Source organism: Arthrobacter sp. efr-133-TYG-118 (genome assembly GCF_030209755.1).
GTDB lineage: Bacteria > Actinomycetota > Actinomycetes > Actinomycetales > Micrococcaceae > Arthrobacter.
In genome coordinates this window covers 143,420-162,218 of sequence record NZ_JARVRH010000012.1, presented here as the reverse complement: position 1 = coordinate 162,218, position 18,799 = coordinate 143,420, and the positions used below count along the sequence as shown (strand labels likewise).

At 63.3% G+C, this 18,799-nt stretch carries 19 protein-coding genes; 2 read left to right on the top strand and 17 right to left on the bottom strand.

Annotated features, from left to right (window positions below; all coding sequences use genetic code 11):
• Positions 1-6 precede the first annotated feature (6 nt).
• Entirely contained in the window at positions 7-660 is a 654-nt protein-coding gene (locus tag QRN59_RS11620) for a hypothetical protein (RefSeq protein WP_284982672.1), read from the bottom strand.
• A 316-nt stretch (positions 661-976) separates the two neighbouring features.
• Between QRN59_RS11620 and QRN59_RS11615 the strand changes: the two genes are divergently transcribed.
• Positions 977-2,029: an iron ABC transporter substrate-binding protein gene (locus QRN59_RS11615; protein ID WP_284982671.1), complete on the top strand. Its 1,053-nt coding sequence runs from the start codon at positions 977-979 to the stop codon at positions 2,027-2,029.
• Positions 2,030-2,209: 180 nt separating this feature from the next.
• On the opposite strand, the gene QRN59_RS11610 is transcribed toward QRN59_RS11615, so the two are convergent.
• From QRN59_RS11610 to QRN59_RS11600, 3 genes are all read right to left on the bottom strand, one after another.
• Positions 2,210-3,298 (bottom strand): serine hydrolase domain-containing protein, encoded by a 1,089-nt coding sequence (locus QRN59_RS11610; protein ID WP_284982670.1) that lies wholly within the window; start codon positions 3,296-3,298, stop codon positions 2,210-2,212.
• A 91-nt stretch (positions 3,299-3,389) separates the two neighbouring features.
• Positions 3,390-3,638, bottom strand: coding sequence for an SDR family oxidoreductase (locus QRN59_RS11605; RefSeq protein ID WP_350225234.1), 249 nt, complete (start codon positions 3,636-3,638; stop codon positions 3,390-3,392).
• A gap of 6 nt (positions 3,639-3,644) precedes the next feature.
• Positions 3,645-4,319: a response regulator gene (locus QRN59_RS11600; protein ID WP_284982669.1), complete on the bottom strand. Its 675-nt coding sequence runs from the start codon at positions 4,317-4,319 to the stop codon at positions 3,645-3,647.
• Between the two features lie 264 nt (positions 4,320-4,583).
• Between QRN59_RS11600 and QRN59_RS11595 the strand changes: the two genes are divergently transcribed.
• Positions 4,584-4,787, top strand: coding sequence for a cold-shock protein (locus QRN59_RS11595; protein ID WP_035743560.1), 204 nt, complete (start codon positions 4,584-4,586; stop codon positions 4,785-4,787).
• A gap of 18 nt (positions 4,788-4,805) precedes the next feature.
• On the opposite strand, the gene QRN59_RS11590 is transcribed toward QRN59_RS11595, so the two are convergent.
• From QRN59_RS11590 to speB, 13 genes are all read right to left on the bottom strand, one after another.
• On the bottom strand, positions 4,806-5,540 hold the full coding sequence (locus tag QRN59_RS11590) for a maleate cis-trans isomerase family protein (protein WP_284982668.1): 735 nt from the start codon (positions 5,538-5,540) through the stop codon (positions 4,806-4,808).
• Between the two features lie 7 nt (positions 5,541-5,547).
• Positions 5,548-6,996, bottom strand: a complete 1,449-nt coding sequence (locus tag QRN59_RS11585; RefSeq protein ID WP_284982667.1) for an amidohydrolase family protein — start codon at positions 6,994-6,996, stop codon at positions 5,548-5,550.
• A gap of 8 nt (positions 6,997-7,004) precedes the next feature.
• A complete protein-coding gene (locus tag QRN59_RS11580) occupies positions 7,005-7,817 on the bottom strand; it encodes an aspartate/glutamate racemase family protein (protein ID WP_284982666.1) in 813 nt (270 codons plus the stop codon).
• Positions 7,814-8,494, bottom strand: coding sequence for a GntR family transcriptional regulator (locus QRN59_RS11575; RefSeq protein WP_284982665.1), 681 nt, complete (start codon positions 8,492-8,494; stop codon positions 7,814-7,816). The genes QRN59_RS11580 and QRN59_RS11575 overlap by 4 nt, the downstream gene beginning before the upstream one ends.
• A gap of 102 nt (positions 8,495-8,596) precedes the next feature.
• Positions 8,597-9,949: an MFS transporter gene (locus QRN59_RS11570; protein WP_284982664.1), complete on the bottom strand. Its 1,353-nt coding sequence runs from the start codon at positions 9,947-9,949 to the stop codon at positions 8,597-8,599.
• 468 nt (positions 9,950-10,417) lie between these two features.
• Positions 10,418-11,365, bottom strand: a complete 948-nt coding sequence (locus QRN59_RS11565) for a proline dehydrogenase family protein (RefSeq protein WP_284982663.1) — start codon at positions 11,363-11,365, stop codon at positions 10,418-10,420.
• 80 nt (positions 11,366-11,445) lie between these two features.
• Positions 11,446-11,700 (bottom strand): hypothetical protein, encoded by a 255-nt coding sequence (locus QRN59_RS11560; protein ID WP_284982662.1) that lies wholly within the window; start codon positions 11,698-11,700, stop codon positions 11,446-11,448.
• Between the two features lie 30 nt (positions 11,701-11,730).
• Positions 11,731-12,594 (bottom strand): ACT domain-containing protein, encoded by an 864-nt coding sequence (locus tag QRN59_RS11555; protein ID WP_284982661.1) that lies wholly within the window; start codon positions 12,592-12,594, stop codon positions 11,731-11,733.
• Positions 12,595-12,716: 122 nt separating this feature from the next.
• Positions 12,717-13,148, bottom strand: coding sequence for a large conductance mechanosensitive channel protein MscL (gene mscL / locus QRN59_RS11550; RefSeq protein WP_284982660.1), 432 nt, complete (start codon positions 13,146-13,148; stop codon positions 12,717-12,719).
• A gap of 98 nt (positions 13,149-13,246) precedes the next feature.
• A complete protein-coding gene (locus QRN59_RS11545) occupies positions 13,247-14,542 on the bottom strand; it encodes a D-arabinono-1,4-lactone oxidase (RefSeq protein WP_284982659.1) in 1,296 nt (431 codons plus the stop codon).
• Between the two features lie 28 nt (positions 14,543-14,570).
• The gene (locus QRN59_RS11540; RefSeq protein WP_284982658.1) at positions 14,571-16,103 is read right to left on the bottom strand and encodes an aldehyde dehydrogenase family protein; all 1,533 of its coding nucleotides are present in this window, start codon (positions 16,101-16,103) and stop codon (positions 14,571-14,573) included.
• Between the two features lie 78 nt (positions 16,104-16,181).
• Complete coding sequence (locus QRN59_RS11535; protein WP_284982657.1) at positions 16,182-17,639, bottom strand: purine-cytosine permease family protein; 1,458 nt, start codon at positions 17,637-17,639, stop codon at positions 16,182-16,184.
• Positions 17,636-18,640 carry an agmatinase gene (speB, locus tag QRN59_RS11530; RefSeq protein ID WP_284982656.1) on the bottom strand — a complete coding sequence of 335 codons (1,005 nt, stop codon included), beginning with the start codon at positions 18,638-18,640 and terminating at the stop codon, positions 17,636-17,638. Before speB ends, QRN59_RS11535 begins: the two co-directional genes overlap by 4 nt.
• Positions 18,641-18,799 lie beyond the last annotated feature (159 nt).

Here is an 18,799-nt window from a genome sequence, read left to right as displayed (position 1 = left end):
AGGAACTCACGGCAGATTGCCAGGTACGTTGGGATGCTGCTCGGCCTCTCCGAGGTGGGGTTCCATCTCCACGTAGTAGATCGCCCCTGCGCCAGGGGCATGGAGGCGGTGTGTTGCATGACGGGTTGGCCGGTACTCGTGTCCGAAGGGATCGCGCACAGTGACACGTTCAAGGTGATCCAGCCGCGCGAGGAGGCCATCGACGTCCCGGAGCGTCGCGGGATGGCTCTCTTCTCCCGCTACATCCAATACCCAGGGCGAACTGGTGGCGCTGCTGGCGAGTTCCAGGCTCAGGGTTTCAAATATTCCAGCCAGAAGGGCATCCAGCGTTGTGGGGTAGAGACGGAGCAGCCGATGAGCTTGCGGTTCGCGACGCCGGTCGTTGATCCAGGTCTGGCGGAGCCACGTGAATTCGACCCGGCCGAATGAGGACCCCAGGGTCAGCTTCCGGCCCGCCTCCAACGTCAAGTGGAAGTTGTTGCCCGCCCGGTCCAAAATGCTGGCCGCTTCGTCTACGTACTCAAGGTCTTCGAGCATGGCCGTTTTGGACGGGTAGTACGTGAAATCACCGAGCTCATCGACAACGACGTAGTCTTCCGGAGCCGCGCCGGCAAGCTCGGAATCATGTGCCGTTCCTTGGTTGAGGGGAGTGCGTTTCATAGTGGATTCAGCTCCTAAGGAGGGTCAGCCCAAAGCCCGAATTGACTATCTTCATCAGACCACCAAACCGGGCGGCCGTCGTCGGTCCTTAATGGTTTCCTTACGCGGACAGGAGCAGATTTAGCGCCCGCGTTCCCGTTTGTAATAGTCGACCCCAGCGTGCCCAGAATTACGCAACAGCGGCATGTTGTTATTACAGTAAGGATTGCCTTGCCTATCTCGCTTCCGTTCCCCGGCTCCTCGGGCTTGCTCTGCATGAAGGGTAGGGCTACCCCCCAACCATTCCGGTCCCAGCCGGAACCCTTGAAAGGCCCCCATGAAATTCGGCATCAAACCCGCTACGGCCCTTGCCGCCGCCACGGCCACGCTGCTGGCACTTTCGGCGTGCAGCGGCGCGCCAAGCGGTACCGCAAGCGGTAGTTCCACGGCTGGCGCGTCCGGCGACGGCATCGTCGTATACAACGCGCAGCATGAAAACCTCACCGGCGCATGGGTGGACGCCTTCACCAAGGAAACGGGCATCAAGGTCACGCTCCGTAATGGCGACGACCTTGAAATGAGCAACCAGCTCAGTGAGGAAGGCAAGAACTCCCCAGCGGACGTCTTCCTCACGGAAAACTCCCCGGCCATGGTCCGCATCGCGAGTGCCGGATTGCTCGCCCCCGTGGACCAGGCAACCCTCAGCCAAGTCCCCGCGCAGTACCGGCCGTCCACCGGCGACTGGACGGGCATCGCGGCCCGCTCCACCGTACTGGCCTACAACAAGACCAAGCTCAGCGCAGACCAGCTTCCCAAGTCCTTGATGGACCTCGCGGACCCGTCATGGAAGGGACGCATCGGCGCGTCCACTGGCGGAGCTGATTTCCAGGCCATCGTCAGCGCGATGCTTGCGCTCAAGGGAGAAGACGCTACCCAGAAATGGCTGGAGGCGGCCAAAACCAACTTCAAGTCCTACAAGGACGACACCCCGGTGCTCGCGGCTGTGAATGCCGGCGAGGTCGACGCGGGAGTCCTGTACCACTACTACTCCTTCGTGGACCAGGCCCAGACCGGAGAAAACAGCAAGAACGTCGATCTCCACTACTTCAAGAACCAGGACCCGGGTGCGTTCGTCAGCGTCTCCGGCGGCGCTGTTCTAGCATCCAGCAAGAAGCAGGCCCAAGCCCAGCAGTTCCTGAAGTTCATCACAGGCAAAGCGGGCCAGCAGGTCCTCCAGAACGGTGATTCCTTCGAGTACACCGTTGGTTCCGACGTACCGGCCAATTCCAAGCTCGTGCCCCTCAAGGATCTCCAGGCACCCTCGGTGGACCCCGCCAAGCTCAATAGCGAGAAGGTCACCGAGCTGATGACCAAGGTCGGGCTGCTCTAGGCCCAGGGCCGCGTTGCTGCTGCAGACCGCCACCCCTGTCCCGCAAAGGGGATGGGGTGGCGGTCTGTCAGTGCTCGTTCAAGGCAACCAACCGCTCGCTGATGGCCTCGAACATCGCGGCTGCTGCAGGGCCCGCGACGGGGTCGACCGGCAGCGCTGTTGAAGAGAATTTGACCCCCACTACCCCTGACTTCCGGTTGATATAGACCATTTGCCCGTGGATCCCGAGGCAATATGCCGTATCGGATCGTCCGAGAGGAACCAAAACTGGCTGCGGTAGCTGCCTCCCGGCATCGCTTCCGCATGATTGCCGGCCGCGAAGGCCGCTGCGGAATCGGGGCCGCCGGTGAAGATGTCCTCAACCCAGGCAGGCTCGAGGATCCGCTCATCGTTCAGTGAGGCCCCGCCGTCGCGGATCATGGCCCCGAACAGGGCCATGTCCCCAAGCGTGGCGCAGATGCCGCCGTCGAACATACCGGTGCCGGCCGCGTCGAGGGAGATGTAGGCGTCGTGGCGGGCACCCATCCGGGACCAGAGGACCTCAGAGGCGAGTTCTGCGAACGGCTTCCCGCTCGCAGCTTCGCAAAGCCAGCCGAGTACATCCGTCTCGCAACTGCGGTATTCGAAATGTCCGCCGTGTTCACGGGCCTGTTCCAAGGTCACCAGGAACTCCTTGAGCGTGCCTGCTCCGCCGTTGCGGGGCGCCCAGCCCACAGCCTCGTCCAGTTTCCGCACCTCGGATCCTGCGTCGAGGTATTCCTCCGAGAACTTGATGCCACTGCGCATGTCCAATATGTCCCGCACTGCGGCGCCCCTGTAGCCGCTGGCACTGAGCTCGGGAACATAGTGCTCTATCGGTTGGGCGGTGTCGATCTTCCCTTGGCCCGCCAGTACGCCGACCACGGCGGAAACGATGGATTTGCTGACGGACATGAGTAGGTGCCTTGTGTCGGGGGCCATCGCCCCGAAGTACTCTTCGACGAGAACCTCATTGCCGTGCAGGACCATCCAGGCATCGGTGCTGGTGGCCGCCAGGACCTGCCCGACGGTGCGGTCCGAGCCATCGGGCAGGCGCACGGCCATGCCCCGGAGCCCGACGGGATCCCCGGCCACCGCCCGCTGCAGTGGGCTGGCGGAGTCCGTGGCCGTGGCGCGAATCTCAGCGTTCGCGAACAGCTCATCCATGTGGTGGAAGGACCATGACAGATTCTCCGGCTCCTGCCAGTTGTCAACGGTGACCCTGCTTTGGCGAGTGTTAATGCGCGACACGGTGTTCCTCCATCATAAAAGCGAATGGCATTCTCTTTCATGATTATGCCTCATCGTCCTCTTCGAAGTAACCGAGGGACACGAGACCATCTCAGCCGATCTTGAAGCCCCCGTTGCTGTAAAGAATCTGGCCATTCATCCACGAGCCCTGGTCGGAAAACAGGAATCTCACCAGGTCTGTCGTGTCCTCGGCCGTGCCGAGTCGGCCCGCGGGTGTTGCGTCAATCCCCGAGCGCCGCGTCACGTCGTCCATCCATCCGGTATCGATCGGGCCCGGGTTCACCACGTTCGCGCGCACACCGCGGCCTGCCAGCTCAACGGCGGCCCCGCCGCGCGGCACGGCACCTCACTGATCAGGTAGCAGCCAGCCGTCGGCGATCAGCAGTTCCCGGAGCGCGGGCCGGCTGAGTGGTTCCGGTCCGTCGTGGGCTTTGCGGCGGACTGAGACGAGGAGCTTCTTCACGCCGTCGGCGCTGATGCCCAGGCTCGCGCCGACGTCGGCCATTGTCCCGCCCGGGCCGCCCAGATACAGCGTGACGGCTTCGTGTTCGCGCGGTGTGAGACGGATCCGCGGCCCGGGGACGTCAAAGACGCCAGCAAGCTCGGGCAGGACGAACTTCTCGCCGCGCGCCGCCGCGAGAACGGCTGTGGTGAGCACTTCGGCCCCCGCCGTCTTGGGTATGTAGGCCAGCGCGCCGGCGTCGAACGCTTGGCGGATAACCAGCGGCGTCGCGAGGGAACTGCAGACCACCACTTGTGATCCGGTTGAGAGAATGGCCTGGATTTTGGAGCGCAGCGGGATGCGGTCACCAAGGATGATGTCCAACAGGACGACGTCAGACAACTGTCCCAGTGAGGCGGCAAGCTCGGCCCAGGAGCCGAACCTGCCCACCACCTTCACCGTTGCCGCGTTGGCCTCAAGCCAAGAGGCGAGACTCTCCCGCAACAGTGCGTGGTCTTCGAGGATGTCCACGTGGATCTTTGGGGCTGCCGCTTCGAACCGGCGCCGGAACAACCCCACCTGGTATTCTCCTTTATGGCCGACGACGCTACTCGCCAACCACTCTGCCGACCCAGTGTCAAGATCCCGCACTGAAGAGGAACAAGAAATCCTCAAGATTCGGGCACGCGGAAAGAAAGCCGCTTCCCGGAGCTTTTCAATCAGTCGACACGGATCCTTGCGCCCCCGAACCCCGCGCCGTAGGTTTGAGGAAGCGGACGTATGCGTCCGGGGGCATCGGGTTTGAAGCCGATGGTCAGTCAGATTCAGAGAAGGAACATGGCCGTGGCAACAGGTATTGTCAAGTGGTTCAACGCCGAGAAGGGTTTCGGCTTCATTGCCCCCGACGACGGTTCGGCGGACGTCTTTGCCCACTACTCGGCGATCGCGTCGAGTGGGTACCGATCACTGGACGAGAATCAGCGGGTCCAGTTCGACGTTGTGCAGGGCCCGAAAGGCCCCCAGGCGGAGAACATCCAACCTCTCTAAGAGAGGACCACTTACGAATCAAGGCAGTTCTGCAAGCAGCCGGCCCCACTTGGGCGCCAGTAAAGGCGCTCCGGCAAGCTTGAGGCAATGCCACAACGTCACGGCTACGGAATCAAGCACCGGCACTCCGGTGGTTTCCTCCACTTGCGCGGTGACGTTGGCGCCGTAAAGGTTCGTGCACAAGTAAATGAGCGCGTCCGGGTTCGAGGCGGCAAGTTCCAAGGACCCGGGCAGCATTTCCTCGTCCGTAACGCGGGCGAAGGATTCGTTGTTGCTGAGGTCCAGGTGGCGGTGGTCAACCGTCTTGATTCCTTCGCGCGCATACGACTCGATGACGGCTTCGTTCACGTCCCCGGTATACGGGGTGAACATGCCGATCCTTTCCGTGCCGAACGCCTTGAAGGCCTCCAGGTAGGCCAACGTGGAGGTCGTGGCCGGGATCCCGGTGGCCTCCGTGATTTCCCGGACCAAAGCCTCGTCGTGCGCGGAACCGAGCCAGGACCCCGAGGTTCCGTTCCACGCGATGACGTCCACGCCCGCCGTCGCGAGCAATGCGGCGGCCTCCCGCATGACGGCCGAATCAAACTGTTTATCCGAGGAATCATCAAGCGCAATGCGGGTGACCGGAATCCGCGTGAAGTGGATGGTGACGTCCTGGCGGTCACCCAGGATCCGGTAGCTCTGCGGCTCCAGGCACGTGTTGGACGACGGCACGATCATGCCGATGCGGGTGGGGCGGTGTGCGGAAGGCATGGTTCTCCTAAGCAGAAACGGTGGCCGGAACGGACGGCGATTTTCGAACGGACAGGGCATCGCGGTGGGCGGCGAAGCCGTTGCGGGCAACGAAACGGCCCACCGGGCCGGGATCGTGGAAACCGCCGTCGTCGACCACCACGCGTCCGGCGGACACGACGACGGCGGGCCAGCCGCTCAGCGTCTTCCCTTCGAAAGGCGAGAAGTCAGTTCCCATGTGGAGCGCGCCGCCGTCGACCTCGCGTTCTTCGGCGGGATCAAAGATGACGAGATCGGCGTCGAACCCTACCGCGATAGTGCCCTTGCCGGGCACGGCATTGATCCGCGCGGGGCCGGCCGAGAAGACCTCGACGAAGTCCTCCACGGTGCTGTGGGGCGCCATCGCGGTGAACGTGACGGGCATGCGGGTTTCGACGCCGGGCAGCCCGTGCGGCATGAAGCGGACGTCGTCGGTGCGTTCGCGCTTCTGGGAGAGGTCGTAGCAGGAGTGGTCCGAGGACACCGTGTGGATGGCTCCGGCCGCGAGGCGTTCCTTCAGCGCGGCCACTGTTTCAGCGCTTCGCATGGGCGGGCAGCAGGCGTACCACTCGGGGAAATCGCTGCCATAGACCGCGTCATCCAGCGTCAAGTAGTGCGGGCAGGTCTCGGAGTAGGCTTCCTGGCCGCGCCCGCGGGCCTCAGTGACAAGGTCCACCGCGCCGGGGGTCGACTGGTGCACAAAGTAGACGGGCGCTCCGGTGTACTCGGCCATGGCGAGCGTCTCTTTGGCGGAGATTTCCTCGGCGAGTTCGGGCCGCGTGGAATGCAGGTGCTCGATGCCTATCCGGCCGTCCGCGGCGTGCTGTTCGGTGCAGTCGGCAATGATGGGATCGTGCTCGGCATGGATGTACGTGAGTCCGTCCAGGCGCACCATTTCGCGCATGACTTTCAGGATGGTGTCGCCGTCGGCCATGGTGGAGCCGCGGTTGGTGGTGTACATCTTCACCGAACGGACGCCCTCGGCGGCGAGCTGCTCGAGCTGCCAGGGCACGGTCTCGTCCCAGCTGACCACGGAGCCATGGAGCGCGACATCGCAGCGGGACTCGGCGGCCAGTCGCTTCTTGTTCAGGACGGCATCCAGCGGGGATTCCTGGGCGTCACGGGGGATACCAAAATCGATGATGGTTGTGGTGCCGCCCCACAGGGCCGCGGTGGAGGTAGTGCGGTAGTCGTCCAGGGTGCGGAAGCGGCCGGTCACTTGGGCCACGTGGCAATGGCCGTCCACGCCGCCAGGGATGACCAACTTGCCGGACGCGTCGATGATGCGGGAGGCGGCGGGGACCGGTTCCGCGGCGTCGATGAGCTGGGTGATGCGGCCTTCGCGCACTACGACGTGCGCGGCCTGCCGGGCCGGCCCAGTGGATTGACGGCTGTTGACCACGGTGCCGTGGGCGATGACGAGATCGGGAATGGTCACGGTGGCCCCTACTTTCCGGATGGAACGGCGTTGGCAGTAACGGAACCGCCGGCGGCGGCCTGGATGGCGGTCAGGGCGGCGTCGAGGTTTTCGGACAACCCCCGGCGGTTCTTGACGGGTGGCGGCGCAAATGCGCCTTGGCGGTGGAAGCCCGACTGCAGGGCCACAACCGCTTCGGTCATGCGGATTCCGGCGGAGATTCCGTCCACCACGGGCACGGGGATCTGTCCTTCAAGCTCGCGCGCGAGTCCGGCAAGCGGGGCACCTGCGAGGATGACGACGTCGGCGCCGTCTTCCGCAACGGCTTGCCGGCTCAGTGCCAGGAGGGTCTCCTTGAAATCCTGTTGTACGGTGCCGATGCCGTTGAGGCTCTGGTTGATGGACCGGATCGAGGCAAGACGGCTGCCAAGTCCGAAATGCTCCACGCAGTCCCGGTACCAAGCGGTGATGCGGTCCGAAATGGCGATGATGGAGAATCGCTGGCCCTGCAGGGCCGCGGCACAGAGGGCGGCCTCGGTGATGCCGATGACCGGCACGTCGGTGAGTTCCTTGAGCGCAGGCATACCGGGGTCGCCGAATGCAGCCACCACGACGCCGTCTATGTGGTCTGCTGCCGGATCGCCGCCGCAGTGCTCGGCGATGATTTCGGCGACGGCCCCGGCTGCGACGAGGGCTTCAAAGCGGGTCTCGATGTATTCGACGCCATGGCCGGCGGTCCGGACGATCAGCTCGGTGTCAGTCCCCGCAGACCGGCGGGCTTCGGCGTCGATCAACGCAGTGACATCGGCGCTGATGTTGGGATTGATGACTAGCAATTTCATGTTCGTTTGCCTTGCAACTTGAGTTCGGTGGCGGGTTTCTGCGGGAACTGCTCGCGGTACTTTCCAATGTGCGACGCCGATTGGGTTGCGGCGCGCTCGGGATCGCCGCTGGCGATGGCGGCGTAGAGATCGCGGTGCTCCTGGATCAGTTCCGGCAGGTCGTCCACATGGCGGAAAAGCCAGTGCATGCGGCCTTGGAGCGGTTCCAGCGCCGTGCGGAGAAAATCGTTGTTGGCGATGGCCGTGATGGCATCGTGGAATTCGCTGTTGGCGCGGTGCGCCTCGAGGATTGAGCCTTTCGCGAGGAAGCGATCGGCCTCATCGAGGAGCCTAGCCAGGTGCTTGAGGTCCTTGTCAGTGGCGCGGGCCGCTGCCAGGCGGCAGGCGAGGACTTCCAGTGACTGACGGACGTCAAAGAGGTCCTCGACGTCTTTGGGACTCAACCCTGCCACTTCGGAACCGCGGGAGGCCCGGTCCTGGATGAGGCCTTCCTGCCGCAGCATGCGAAGGGCTTCGCGGATGGGGAGTCGCGACACGTTGAATTCGGCGGCGAGGTCCCGCTCCACCAGCCGGGTGCCGGGCGCGTAATGACCCTCGAAGATTCGCGAACGGATGGCGTCCCGCACGGATTCCCGGAGGGGGCGGTCCGTGGTGGGGGTTTCATCTGCAATCAGCATTTTTGCTCCATTCGTGTTCTTTTGGGTCATTGCGCCCGGCATTCCCGGCGGGCGTCTGGCCTTTGGTGGTTCAGGACCGTTCGGCCAGACCGGTCAGGCGAGTTAGACCGGAAGTCGTTTGCCGTAGTCCAGCGTCAGCACGGACACGCCCATGATGATCGCGGAGCCGACAAAGTATAGGAGGGCCCAGGTGTAGGAGCCTGTGGCCCCGACAATCAGACCTACCACAATCGGGGTGACGAAGCCTGAGATGTTGCCGCTGAAGTTCATGGCGCCACCCAGGACGCCCGAGTTGGTGCGCCCGCCCAGGATGGAGGGGATGCTCCAGAACAGGCCAACCCAGCGGAGGAAGAACATGACTACGGACAGCAGGACAACCGCCGTCGTCGGGTCTGCCACGATGGTGACGCCTACCAGGCCGCCAATCACGACGACACTGGAGATGCCCAGCAGGGTGCGCATGACCTTGTTTGCCGACGCGCCGGCCGCACGCCATTTGTCCGCGATGGTGCCGCCCAGGATTTCGCCGACAAATCCGGCGCCGAAGATCACGAAGGTGGACCAGCCGATGGTGTTCAGGTTAAAGTGCTTGGCCTGGGCCAGGTAGAGCGGGCCCCACGTCAGGAGGCCGTAGAAGACGCCGTTGAAGCCAAGCCAGCCGAAGCACATTGCCCAGAAGGAGCGGAACTTCAGGTAGGGGAGGAGGGCGCGCTTGCCCTTGACGCCGTCCTTCTTGGCCTCGGCGTCTTCCTCGGCGTGGGAGGCCTCGATGTAGCTGGCCTCGGCGTCGTTGACGCGTTTGTGGTTGCGGGGATTGTCGCGGACGTACCACCAGACGGCCAGGCCCATGAGGACTGTCGCAGCGCCGGCGATGATGAACGAGTAGCGCCAGCTGCCTGTTGAGGCGATGAGCCAGGTGATGAGGATGCCGCCCAGGCCGGCGCCGAGCGGGGCGCCCGCGTCAAGGATCGTGGCGCCGCGGCCGCGCTCCTTCTTGTGCATCCAGATGGCATTGAGCTTGCCACCGGCCGGCATGACTCCGGCCTCGGCCACGCCGATGCCCAAACGGGCAATGAACATGCTGAGGAAGCCGCCGGCCAGCCCGGATGCTGCCGTTGCGGCACCCCAGCCGATGCACGACGCCGTGACGACCTTACGGGGGCCGAACTTGTCGATGAGCAAGCCGACCGGGATCTGCATGAGGGCATAGGTCCAGAAGAATGCCGAAAGCAGGAGCCCGACGAGTTCCGGGGCGAGGTTGAATTCCTTTTGGATGATGGGCAATGCCACGGAGATGGAGCCGCGGTCGATGTAGTTGACGGCTACCAGGATGAGCAGCAGGACGAAGAGCCTCCAACGGACACTCGTGCGTCGCTGCACGCCGTCCTTGCCGGCTTTTTCTTCTGCTGTTCCTTCGACGGCATGCGCCGCTGTTTCGGTGTTTTGGAGAGACACAGTTTCTCCTTCAGGGGGAGTTTGAGGAGCGGGGAAAGTCTTGAATTGTTGAGCTGGGTGCGGGTTGCCGCGGCAGCTGGACTCGCGCCGGCGGCGGCAGTAGCGGCCCGGTCCTCCTTCTGGGAGGAGGGACGCTGCCGGTTCGTTGGGTCCGTTTTGGGATCCCGTTTTGGGATCCCAAAATTAAAATTAGATGTGACCCGGCGCACTGTCAAGGGTTTTGGTATACAAAGTGAGGAAACGGAATGTGACCGAGGGCTGAAGTTTGACGGCTCGTGGGCCTTGGCGTCCGAATCGGTGCTGAGATGGGATACCGAAGTGGAGTCAGGGAGGCCGATGGCCGAGAGTGGGATACCCCACGACGCGCAACTTGCTACGGGACACGGAAAATGCCCTGCGACGCCGGAATTCCGGTGTCGCAGGGCATTTTCCGTGTCGCCAGGCGTTTAGGGCAGGATCTGGGAGCGCTTAGCTCGGGTTGAGGTCGGCGAGAGCTGTCAGCGCCCGCTCGGGATGTTCCGCGATGCGGTTGAGGACGTACAACCACCACTCGCCACCGAAGATGACGTACTCGCGCGTCCTGTAGCCGTCCCGATGGAGCCGGTCGAGAAGATCGGTCCCCAGTCCGAGGAGCATCTCGAATTCGATCGCATCGGTCTTCAGCGCCTCGCCGTGCCTGGCGATGAGCGTGTTGACGAGCTGGTCGTCGTGCGTTGCGAGGGACAGCGGGTGGCCGGAGAGAATGAGCTGGCTCGCCAGATCAAGGTAGGCGGCAGTCAGTTCGACACTGTTGCGAGGGTAGGCGACGGACTCGGGTTCAAGGAACGCGCCCTTGACTAAGCGAACGGTACCCGGGTGGCGAAGGACCCGCTCAAGGTCTCCGGGGGTGCGATGCAAACGGGCTTGGAGTGTGATTCCGACACGGGGGACTTCGACGGCGAGTTCGTCGTACAGGTCAAGGACCAAATCGGTCCGATCGGAACCTTCGGCCGAGATCATCAGTCCCGTTCCGTACGGTTCAGTTATCGCGGCAAGCTGGCGTACATGGTTGAGCGCCAGATCGCGGTCCACGAGGGCGCCGAGGTGGGAGAGGTCGAAAGAGATGGTGCTCGGCAGGCCGGTCTTCCCGAGGGCAGCGCCCAACTCGAGGAATACCCCGGCTTCAGAGTGTGCGAGGTCGGCGTTGCGCACGCTCTCGCCTGCGTATTCGATACTCGCGGCATGCCCCCGGGCTACCGCCGCCGCGGCTACCTCGATGGCGTCGGCGGCAGTGTCCCCGGCCGAGTATCGCCTTGCCACGCGCGAAGCCATTGTCGCCAAGGTTGGCGTGGACATGACACGCTGCTTCAGGTCTTCATCCAATGCCCACGCCCGGAGGGTATTGGCGGCCCGCTCGAGATCAATCTTGGTAGTCACCCGACAAACTGTACCTGCGGAGATTGCGGGCACCGGCGTCGGGTTCACGATACGAAATCCGGACGCCCCCTCCGTCCCCGCTACTCCTCCGGCAAACACCACACCGAGATGCGTGCGCCGTCCGGATTCGCGGTGATGCGGAGCCGCAGCTCCCGGCCCATCAGGGCTTCATGCCCATCCTCCGATGCCAGCTGGTCCGCGAGTTTGCCGATGGCAACGGCCATCGCCCGGCCCCAGTGCTGGGGCTCCCGGCTCGTGGCCACCGCCTCGGCGTTGGGCGGGTCGGGAACGGACATCTCTGGGGACCCCAGCTCTCTCATCTCCATGGCGCTCATCCCGCCACCACCTTCCAGTTGTCGCCCGGCTTAGTCCCGGTCCTTGGGTTCGGCGCTGCGGCTGTGCGCCAGGATTTCCGCAAGCTCGGCAAGCCGATGCGCACGTGCTGATTCCGCCGGTGTGAACGGCTCGCCCGGCCGGGAGAAGAGGAGCGGTCCGTGCCAGGCCGTGGGAATCTTGAGGAGGGTCGTGGAGGGCCCGACGGCGGCGCCCGCCTCGACGGCCGGACCTTCGGCTTCGGGGGTGACGATTTTCGCCGAAAGGAGTTCCGCAACCGCCAGCGGCAGTTCGTGAGGGTTGTCGGCGATGCGTGCGGCCAGGCTCAAGGCCTTGGTCTGGCCGTCAGCCATAGCGAGTGCCGTGGTAGGCCACACGTGCGAATCCCGGCCGCCGCCGTCGTCGAGCGCTGTCAGCAGCTCTTGCTCGCCGAGGGGGCCCGGAGCGGAAAGTACGAATTCATCCATGACGGCTCCGTCCATGGGGTGGACATGGATGCTGAGGATGTTGATGTCGGTCCGGGCCAGCGATTGGGTGATGCGTTTAAGGGAACCCGGCTGGTCGCGGAGTACGGTCCTCGCCCGCCAAAGAGCCTGGGCCGAATGAAGCTTCCTGCGGTGGCGGAGGGCAGGCGCGTGGATCCAGCGCCGCAGAATCCGTGCTGCGGAGGGCTCGGCGACCCAAATGACCAGGACCGTTGCGGTCACGGTCAGGAGGAGCACCTTGGCCAGGTAAGGCAATTGCGTTTCAACCACAATGGCGTGGACAAGAAGTTCGATGGGGAGCATTACTGCGATTTGGGCCACGGTGACCCGGGCCTTCGGAGCCTCGGGCATCTGGCCGCACACTTCGCAGGAGAGCTCGGCGGTAGCGGAAGTCCTCTTATTCGGCTTCATGGCACTATCGTGCCCGAGCCCTGTTTCAGGTGGGTTGCGCCTGCGTCACGATCTAAGGCAGCACTGATGGGGGCCAGTTCGGCGCCGACCGGATGCGCCGAACTGGCCGTAATGCCCGAAACTTAGCGGGCGTTCTCGTCGCTCTTGTTGGCGGCGGCGAGCTCGGTCAGGAGGTCGCGGATTTCAACAAGCAGGGCGGTGTCAGCCGGAAGCGGTTCGTCCTCAGGCTCTTCGATGGAGGCGCGGCGCTTGGTCAGTTCGTTGATCTTGTTCATGGGCGCAACGAAGATGAAGTACACCACGGCGGCCGTGATCAGGAAGGTTACGAACGCGGTGATGACGGCGCCGAAGTTGACGAAGGTCTTCGCGTTGTCGGGCCAGATGGAGAAGCCCAGTCCCTGCGCGTTGACTCCGCCGGCAGCGGCGATGACCGGGTTCACGATGTTGGTGGTGAACGCAGCGACCAAGGCTGTGAACGCGGTACCGATGACCACGGCGATGGATAGTTCGATGATGTTGCCGCGAAGAACGAAGTCCTTGAAACCTTTGAGCATGGAATTTCCTCCGGGTGGGTACGAGTGTCTGGCTCAAGCAGAGATCAAACTATCACTCCAAAGTTTCGAAAGGGTGTATCGGACGTCGCTTCGCTCGGTCAGCCCAGAAGGGCGCGGGTATGGTCGTTGAGGAATATTCCGCGCGGATCGAACTCCCGCCGTACTTGGATAAAAGTGTCCAGCTCTGGGTATAGGCGTTCCAAACGGCTCCTGGTCATGAAATGGATCTTTCCCCAGTGCGCACGTGGCTCGAATTCCTGCAGTACCGCATCGGCATCACGGAAGAACTGCCAGTAGTCGGTCCCGGGTTCGGTAGTCAGGGTGATGACGGTGGTGTCACGTCCCTGGAACTGGGACATGTAGCCCTCGTCGGCCTTCACCCAGCGAACCTCCACGGGGTATTTCTGGTCAGGGTGCTTGCTTCGGATCAGGTCCTGGACGGCCTCGACGGCGGCAAGTCCAACCTCGCTCGGCACAAAGTACTCGAGTTCATGGAACGGCGTGGTGAATCCGCCCGGGTAAATCCGGTACGAACGGTCGAGCCGGGCTCCTTCCGTACCCGAAATTTCGCGCTCGTCCTGAATCTGCGCGATGTTGTACCGCTTGGTGTAGCTGCGGTTTGCCATACTAAGGCCTGGCGCGCCCGGGAGGTCCAGGAGCTCGCACGAACCTTCTTCCGGGCACCAGAGGAACGAGTAGTGGCGGTTCTCGTCGATGTCGGACGGCCACGTCGCCTTGGTCTCCGCCCACGTGGGATACGTGATTTGTTCTCGCAGGTAGTAGCGGTCCTCAACCGCCAACTCCACCTCAAGGAAGATCCCCAAGGTACCCAAAGCCACCTGGGCTGCCCTGAGTTCGCGGAGCTGCCCCTCGCCGATTTCGACGATCTCGCCGTAACCATTGATCAACTTCACCCAACGAAGGCTTGAGGAAAAGCTACCCAGATCCTTCCCGGAACCATGGGTGCTGGTTGAGAGCGCCCCCGCAATCTGCTGTTTGTCGATGTCGCCCTGGTTGCTCAGCGCGAGGCCTTGCTCCCACAATGGATCGCCGAAGGCATTGATGGTGGTGCCGGCAAGGGCTCTGGCACGACGCCGGACAGGGTCGGTTCCGGTGATGCCCGATAGTGCGGACATGTCCATCAGGACGCCCCCCGTCTGGACCAGCGGTGAGGACGAATGCCCTGAGCCGACCGCCCGCACGGGCAAGCCTTCGCGGATCGCGAAACGAACGGCGTCGAGCGCTTCTTGTTCAGTCCGCGGCCGGACGGTGAAGGCTGGAGTGGCGCTCTGGTTCCCGCCCCAATTGGTCCAAGTGACGTCTGTTCCGAAAGGGGCCGGCGGGGTGGCCGCGCGTGCCGAGGATGATGTGCGGGGAAGGTTCGCGGTGGTCATTGCTAAGCTCCGTTGCTTGTCTAAACGCTCATGCGCCGTGGTTGATCATGAGGTGCTTGGTGCGGGAGTAATCGTCCAGGGCGTAAAGCGAGAGGTCCCGGCCGTAGCCGGATCCCTTGAACCCGCCCCACGGTACCTCGCAAGCCAACACCAAGTGTGAATTAACCCAGACCGTACCGAAGTCGAGTTGCTTTGGAACGCTCAACGAGAGGCTTGAATCACGGGTCCATACCGAGGCAGATAGTCCGTAGGGGCTCTCATTCGCCCGTGTGATGGCCTCTTCGGTGGAACTGAAAGTCTCGATCGTGACCACGGGGCCAAAGATCTCGTGGGTGGCAACATGCGCCCCGGCCGGGACGTTGCTGATGACTGTGGGTTCGATGAAGTAACCCGGGCCTTCCAACGCGGAACCGCCGATGGCCATGTGCAGGCCAGCAGCTTTTGCCTCGGCCAGCGATTCCCTGACGCGTTCGAAGTGTGGGCGGGAAATCATGGGTCCGATTTCCACGTCGTCCCCTGCCTCCGGAGCGCCGACCACCAGCGTGCTGACTTCGCGCACCAAGTGTTCCGTGAACTCGGCAGCCACCGACTCGTGTACAAGTACGCGGCATGCAGCGCCACAGTCCTGCCCGGCATTCCAGTACCCGGCGTTTCGCACGCCAGTGGCGGCAGCACGGAGGTCGGCGTCGGCAAACACAACCACCGGAGCCTTGCCGCCGAGTTCCAGATGAACGCGCTTGACCGATTTGGCCGCGGCCTCCGCCACGGCCTGTCCGCTGACAACGCTCCCGGTTAACGCGACGAGGGCAACGTCAGGGTGTTCGGAAATCCGCTGTCCGACGATCCGGCCCTGTCCCGTCACGACATTGAGGATTCCGTCCGGAATGCGTCCGGCCAGGAGCTCCGCGAGCTTTAGCGTCGAGAGCGGTGTCTGCTCGGACGGCTTGAGGACGATGCTGTTTCCGGCGGCCAGGATGGGCGCGATCTTCCAGGCGGCCATCAACAGCGGGTAGTTCCACGGGGTGATGACGCCAACCACCCCCACGGGCTCCCTGAGGATCACCGATGTGTGTCCGGTTGCATAGTCCCCGCCAGCCATGGACGTCAGCGTGCGGGAAGCTCCGGCCATGAAACGGAAAGTATCGATGGTGCTGGAGACATCGTCCTCCGCAACGGTTCGCGGTTTGCCGGTGTTGGCTGACTCGATGATTTCGAAGGCCTCACGGTTGGCTTCAACGATGTTGGCGATCAGGTTCAAGACCTCGGACCGCTCCTTCGGCGTGGTGGCGCCCCAGGATTTCTGGGCAGCCACAGCGGCTTCAACAGCAACGTCAACGTCCGCGGCTGTGCCGGCCTGCACGGAGGCGATGACCTGTTCAGTGGTGGGATCTACGACGTCGATGAGGTGGGTAGAGGTGCCCGGAACAAACGATCCTCCAATGAAGTGCCCGCCGGGAGGCAGAGGCAATGGCAAGATGCCCGAGGCGTCGTGGGCCGCAGGGGAGCTGCTGTCTTCGCTCGCGCGGCGGACGATGAACTGTTCGGTATCTATGAGTGTCATGATTTTTGCCTTTGTTTTCTGGCGCCGGTCGCGGCGTCGGGAGTTTATGGGGAGTACGGGCCGTTGGCCCGCGGTGTGTCAGACCAAGTCGCTTGCGAGTACGGGGGCCTGGAACGGTGTGGCCTCGGCCTTCTTCCGGAACACGCGTGCCGCGACGTAGTAGAGCGGGGCAACCACAATGAGGCCGACAATCCATGAGAGGTCCACGCCGCCCATTGCCGCTGCGACGGGCCCGGTGTAGATCGCTGTTGCCGAGAAGGGAAGCTGGACCAGGGCACCTGCCACGTAGGATCCGATGGCCACCCAGTTGAACCGTCCGTACACTCCGCCGTCGCGCTTGAAGAAGTCTTCAACCTTGTAATCGCCGTGCCGGAGAAGGTAGTAGTCCACCAGGTTGATGGCCGTCCATGGAACCAGCACGTACATCAGGAAGGAGAGGAAGTTGGTGTAAAAGAGGATGAAATTGTCCCGTGCGAACAGCGAGATCAGGAGTGCGAAGGTAAAGAGGATGATTGCCGCAACGCTTCGGGTCTTGGCGCGAGGCAACCAGTTCGGCTTGAACGTCTGACCAATGGTGAGGCTGCACAGGACGCCGCAGTAGAGATTCATGGCGTTCGACGCTGCAACGCCGAGGCAGAAGACTCCTACTACTGCCAGGGTCCATGGCTGGAGCAACGCTCCCATGCTGCCGACGATTTCGACGTTGCCGGCGTCTGCGCCCATCGCGACCGCCAAGGTTCCCACCAAGGCGCCCAGGATCATCGGGAAGAGCGTTCCCAGGACGCAGCCTGAGTAGGACGCCCAGAATGCCGGGCCCGAGCCGGTGCCTTGCGGCATGTAGCGGGAGTAGTCCGAGACGTACGGAGCGTAGGCCAGCTGCCACAAGGCGGATACGGAGACGGTGGCCATGAAGCCGACCCAGTTGAAGTTTCCCTGGTTGAGGAAAGTGGCAGGCAGCCCGTGGACGAGCATGATCCAGACGAAGGCCAGAAGCAATGCCAAACCGGCCACTATGCTGAGGAAACGTGCGTAGGCGTGAATGAGCCGGTAGCCGAAAATCGTGGCAACAACGCTCACGACGCCGATGATGATGATGCCTGCGTCAACACTGATGTCCGGGCTGACTGCGGCCATTGCCTCGCCGCCAAAGACCAGGTTCGCGGCGAAGAATCCGACGTACATGATCACCACGATGACAACGATCAATAGCGCCCCGAAGGAGCCGAATTGGCCGCGGGTCTGGATCATCTGTGCCACGCCCAATTGCGGTCCCTGGGCGGAGTGCAGCGCCATGAAGATGCCACCGATGACGTTTCCGAGGATGATTCCCACGATGGCAGGCACAAAGCTGAGCCCGAACACCGTGGTGGCGAGTCCGCCGGTCACGATGGTCATGATCATGATGTTGGAACCGAACCAGATGGTGAAGAGGTCCCGCGCCTTTCCGTGGCGTTCATTCAGGGGGATGGGTTGAATGGTTTTGTCTTCGAGCCGGGGCACTTCGGTGACTGCGGCGGGATTGCTTCGGGTGCTCATGATGCGGTCCAGGATGCTGCTTGCAATTCACGGACAGCGTTCGTCTCGGCCTTGCCGCGGTTCACCATCAGCGCGAGGAGGTCGAAGACAAGGGTGGCCGCGGCCACCGAGGTGATGTCTGCGTGGTCGTAAGCCGGAGCGACCTCGACGACGTCGGCGCCGACGATGTTGATGCCGTCCAGTCCGCGCAGCAGGGCCAGCAGTTCGCGGGAGTGGAGCCCGCCCATCTCCGGGGTGCCGGTGCCCGGCGCGTAGGAGGGGTCCAGGACGTCGATGTCGATGGAGACGTAGACCGGGGTGTCGCCGAGCCGCTCCTTGACCTGTGCGATGGCCGCCGGAACGCCTATGACGTCCAGGTCCGAGCAGCGGATGATCTGGAATCCGAATTCATGGTCGCGGAGGAAATCGTTGCGGTCATAGACCGGCCCGCGGATTCCGACGTGCATGGACCTGTCTTCCACGAGGAGGCCTTCCTCGAACGCCCGCCGGAAGATGGTTCCGTGGGTGACCGGCTGATCGAAGTAGGTGTCCCATGTATCCAGGTGGGCGTCGAAGTGCAGCAACGCGACCGGTCCGTGGACTTTGTTCAGGGCCCTGAGCATCGGGAGGGCGATGGTGTGGTCGCCACCGATCGAGATGAGCTTCTTGTCCTCACCGATCAGGGGCAATGCCTGCTCTTCGATTTCACGGACGGCCCGTGTGATGTCGTAGGGGGTGCACGCGATGTCGCCGGCGTCCACAACCTGGACTTCGTTGACGGGCTCAACGTCCAATTCCGGGTGGTACCCGGGACGCAGAAGGCGGGAGGCTTCGCGGACCGCGGCAGGGCCGAAACGGGCGCCGGGCCGGAAGGACGTTCCGCCGTCGAACGGTACGCCGACGATCGCAATGTCGTAGTCCGGAACGCGGTCGATTTGGGGAAGCCTGGCGAAAGTGCCGAGGCCCGCATACCGGGGAACTTTTGTTGCGTCGACGGGGCCGATGGGCTGATGCGTTGTCATGCCGGGATCCTTCGGTAGCTGTGCTGCCTGGCGGCGAGGCTGGCAGCTTTCGGTGTTGGGAGGAGGGACGCTCGCCTTTGAGCGGGAAGTAGGTAATCCAATTCTTAGTGACGTGCATCACGGCGTATAGCGGTAGATTGACTACAAATGGCCGAGGCT

Excerpts from the sequence above, each read along its gene's own strand:
- speB (WP_284982656.1), bottom strand. The coding sequence starts at position 18,640 with ATGACAACGCATCAGCCCATCGGCCCCGTCGACGCAACAAAAGTTCCC.
- QRN59_RS11580 (WP_284982666.1), bottom strand. The coding sequence starts at position 7,817 with ATGAAATTGCTAGTCATCAATCCCAACATCAGCGCCGATGTCACTGCG.
- QRN59_RS11535 (WP_284982657.1), bottom strand. The coding sequence starts at position 17,639 with ATGAGCACCCGAAGCAATCCCGCCGCAGTCACCGAAGTGCCCCGGCTC.
- QRN59_RS11620 (WP_284982672.1), bottom strand. The coding sequence starts at position 660 with ATGAAACGCACTCCCCTCAACCAAGGAACGGCACATGATTCCGAGCTT.
- QRN59_RS11545 (WP_284982659.1), bottom strand. The coding sequence starts at position 14,542 with ATGACCACCGCGAACCTTCCCCGCACATCATCCTCGGCACGCGCGGCC.
- QRN59_RS11560 (WP_284982662.1), bottom strand. The coding sequence starts at position 11,700 with ATGAGCGCCATGGAGATGAGAGAGCTGGGGTCCCCAGAGATGTCCGTT.
- QRN59_RS11615 (WP_284982671.1), top strand. The coding sequence starts at position 977 with ATGAAATTCGGCATCAAACCCGCTACGGCCCTTGCCGCCGCCACGGCC.
- QRN59_RS11590 (WP_284982668.1), bottom strand. The coding sequence starts at position 5,540 with ATGCCTTCCGCACACCGCCCCACCCGCATCGGCATGATCGTGCCGTCG.
- QRN59_RS11555 (WP_284982661.1), bottom strand. The coding sequence starts at position 12,594 with ATGAAGCCGAATAAGAGGACTTCCGCTACCGCCGAGCTCTCCTGCGAA.
- QRN59_RS11540 (WP_284982658.1), bottom strand. The coding sequence starts at position 16,103 with ATGACACTCATAGATACCGAACAGTTCATCGTCCGCCGCGCGAGCGAA.
- mscL (WP_284982660.1), bottom strand. The coding sequence starts at position 13,148 with ATGCTCAAAGGTTTCAAGGACTTCGTTCTTCGCGGCAACATCATCGAA.
- QRN59_RS11575 (WP_284982665.1), bottom strand. The coding sequence starts at position 8,494 with ATGCTGATTGCAGATGAAACCCCCACCACGGACCGCCCCCTCCGGGAA.